We start from the raw sequence: 2,570 nt of genomic DNA, 5'->3' as shown, positions 1-2,570 counted from the left end.
GGTCGGGATGTTGAATCCGTCAAGGAAAATGGATGTCGAGAACGCGGAAGCGTATAGCGAGCGTCATGAGATGGACGGGTTCGAACGGGAAACGCTGCTGAAATGGTCGAATGTTTCGACCCGGCGGCATCGTTACGACAGTGAGCAGTTGACAACGGTGCTTGAAGAAGCGGGCGCCAGCGAAATTGAGCACCATGAAGTGCTCGACGGTTTGGCGATCGTAACGGTTGCGAAAGTGGAATAGAAATCAGTTGAGGCTGACTCATAAGGGGACGAGTCAGCCTTGCTTTATCTCTGATTCTAACGAACATGAAAGATCCTTAGCGGTGAAAAATAAGCATCTGACAAATGTAACGAACATTAGAAATCCTTAGAAGCTGCAAACCGATCCAAAAGACGGCGAATCAGGGGCTAAGCGTCGAAAATGTTCGTTAGCGCAAAAATCGGTATAAAAAGAGGCGCTAAGGTGATTAAAAGTTCGTTAGAACAAATAAATGGAAATTTGTGTTACGCCGATTCACCTCCAAGATGATTTTTCGAAAAAAAAATCGAAATGTAAGCGTTTGCCGCCCTTTTCAAAACAAAAAGATATGTTAAAATATTTGTTAAACTCTCGAAAGGAATTCGGAGATGGCGAAACTGTTGAATCATATAGGCATCGAAGACATCATGATTGCTGACCGGGTATTGAAGGACGTCGTTATCAAGACCCCGTTAATGCGAAATGAACTGCTTTCCAAACGTTATGAGTGCAACGTTTATTTAAAGCGCGAAGATTTGCAAGTGGTACGGTCTTTCAAAATTCGCGGCGCGTACAATTTAATGAAAAGCTTATCGGAAGACCAATTGGCGAACAACGTCGTGTGCGCGAGCGCGGGAAATCATGCGCAAGGCGTCGCTTATTCGTGCAAGATGCTCGGTGTACACGGAAAAATTTTTATGCCGAACACGACCCCGCGGCAAAAAGTGAATCAAGTGCATTTCTTCGGGGCGCCTTTCGTGGACGTTGTTTTGACGGGCGACACGTTTGACGATTCGTTTCACGAAGCGATGAAAGCGTGCGAGGAAGACGGCCGCGCCTTCATTCACCCGTTCGACAACCGCAAAACGATCGCCGGGCAAGGTACGATCGCCGTGGAGGTCGTGAACGACATTGAGGAAAAGCTCGATTATGTCATCGGCTCGATCGGCGGAGGCGGACTCATATCGGGCATCGGAACGTACATGAAAAGCATTAGTCCGGAGACGAAAATCGTCGGTGTGGAGCCGACCGGAGCGCCCGGGATGAAACGGTCGTTCGAAGCGGGCAAGGTGGTCGTCCTCGATAAAATCAACAAGTTCGTTGACGGCGCATCAGTGAAGAAAGTCGGCGAACTCACGTATGCCATATGCAAGGAAGTCGTCGATGATATCAAAATCGTCGAGGAAGGCGCGGTTTGTACGACGATTTTGAATTTGTACAATGAGAATGCTGTGATTGCTGAGCCGGCAGGTGCGATGCCAGTTGCCGCGCTCGAACAAATGAGGGACGAAATTAAAGGGAAAAACGTCGTCTGCATCATAAGCGGGGGGAACAACGACATCGCGCGTATGCAAGAGATCAAGGAACGCTCGCTCATCCACGAAGGCATCAAACATTATTTTATCGTGCAATTTCCGCAACGGGCGGGTGCCTTGCGCCGTTTTATTACCGAAGTGCTCGGCGAAACAGACGACATTACGCGGTTCGAGTATACGAAGAAGAACAACCGCGACAAGGGACCCGTACTTGTCGGGATCGAATTAAAGCAGAAAGAAGATTACGAACCGCTCGTTCGCCGTATGGAGGAAAACGGCTTCACCTATACGGAAATCAACAAGGATCAAAAGCTGTTTAACTTACTGATTTAACGAGTTCCGGCGCAAGCCGGACTTTTTTGTGTTCTTTTGAACAAGTCGTCACTCATAAAGTGGGAAAAGGATCACTTTCGATGGGGGACGATGCCGATGAAGGGAGAGAACCGTTGGCTGGAAACGGCGCAGTTCGAGCATGCGTTTTGGCTGCAAATATTAGGGGATCACGCCCGTTTTATTTATTTCGCTTTCCCTGCCAATGAAAGAGCGTATTGGCAGCAAGCCGAAAGGTTTGCGGAACGTTTTGATGAACAGCTGCAGCGGGCAAAATCGATCGGGAATGATGAGCGGCGAATGCTTGAACTCACACGCTCGGCACAAGAGCTGGCGCAATCGTTTCGACAGTTCAAACTTGTGTTGATTCGCAGGCAATTGGTCGGTACGCTGCGATTCCATCTTTCTCCGGCTTTTGTAAACCATATGTTGAACGAACTGGAAGAGTATTTGCGGTTGCTGAATGACCTTGTGAAACAACAAGTACCACCGCCGACACACGCGGTCCATCATCATTTGCTCTGGCTGTTGGATGCAACCGGTCATGCGGGAACAATAGAAAAAGAGCTGGAAATGACCGAATATAATCTGCGAAGCAAAAGCCGCCAATTTACGAAAGACTTCGAGCATTTTTATTTGAAAGCCGTCGAGATGGCCGGTTTCCTGCGGGCGAATTTGCAACG

Annotated in this window: 3 protein-coding genes; all 3 read left to right on the top strand. The window is 48.4% G+C overall.

The window, feature by feature from the left end; all coding sequences use genetic code 11:
- Positions 1-244: class I SAM-dependent methyltransferase (locus VFK44_01610; GenBank protein HET7627060.1), on the top strand; the 244-nt coding region annotated here is incomplete at its 5' end.
- Between the two features lie 386 nt (positions 245-630).
- Positions 631-1,890 (top strand): threonine ammonia-lyase IlvA, encoded by a 1,260-nt coding sequence (ilvA, locus tag VFK44_01605; GenBank protein HET7627059.1) that lies wholly within the window; start codon positions 631-633, stop codon positions 1,888-1,890.
- A 96-nt stretch (positions 1,891-1,986) separates the two neighbouring features.
- The coding region (locus tag VFK44_01600; GenBank protein HET7627058.1) for a DUF2935 domain-containing protein at positions 1,987-2,570 on the top strand (584 nt) is incomplete at its 3' end.

Source organism: Bacillales bacterium (genome assembly GCA_035700025.1).
Lineage (GTDB): Bacteria > Bacillota > Bacilli > Bacillales > DASSOY01 > DASSOY01.
This window is presented reverse-complemented; position numbering and strand designations above follow the sequence as displayed.

Bases quoted from the DNA above. Each gene is read 5' to 3' on its own strand.
- ilvA (HET7627059.1), top strand. From the start codon at position 631: ATGGCGAAACTGTTGAATCATATAGGCATCGAAGACATCATGATTGCT.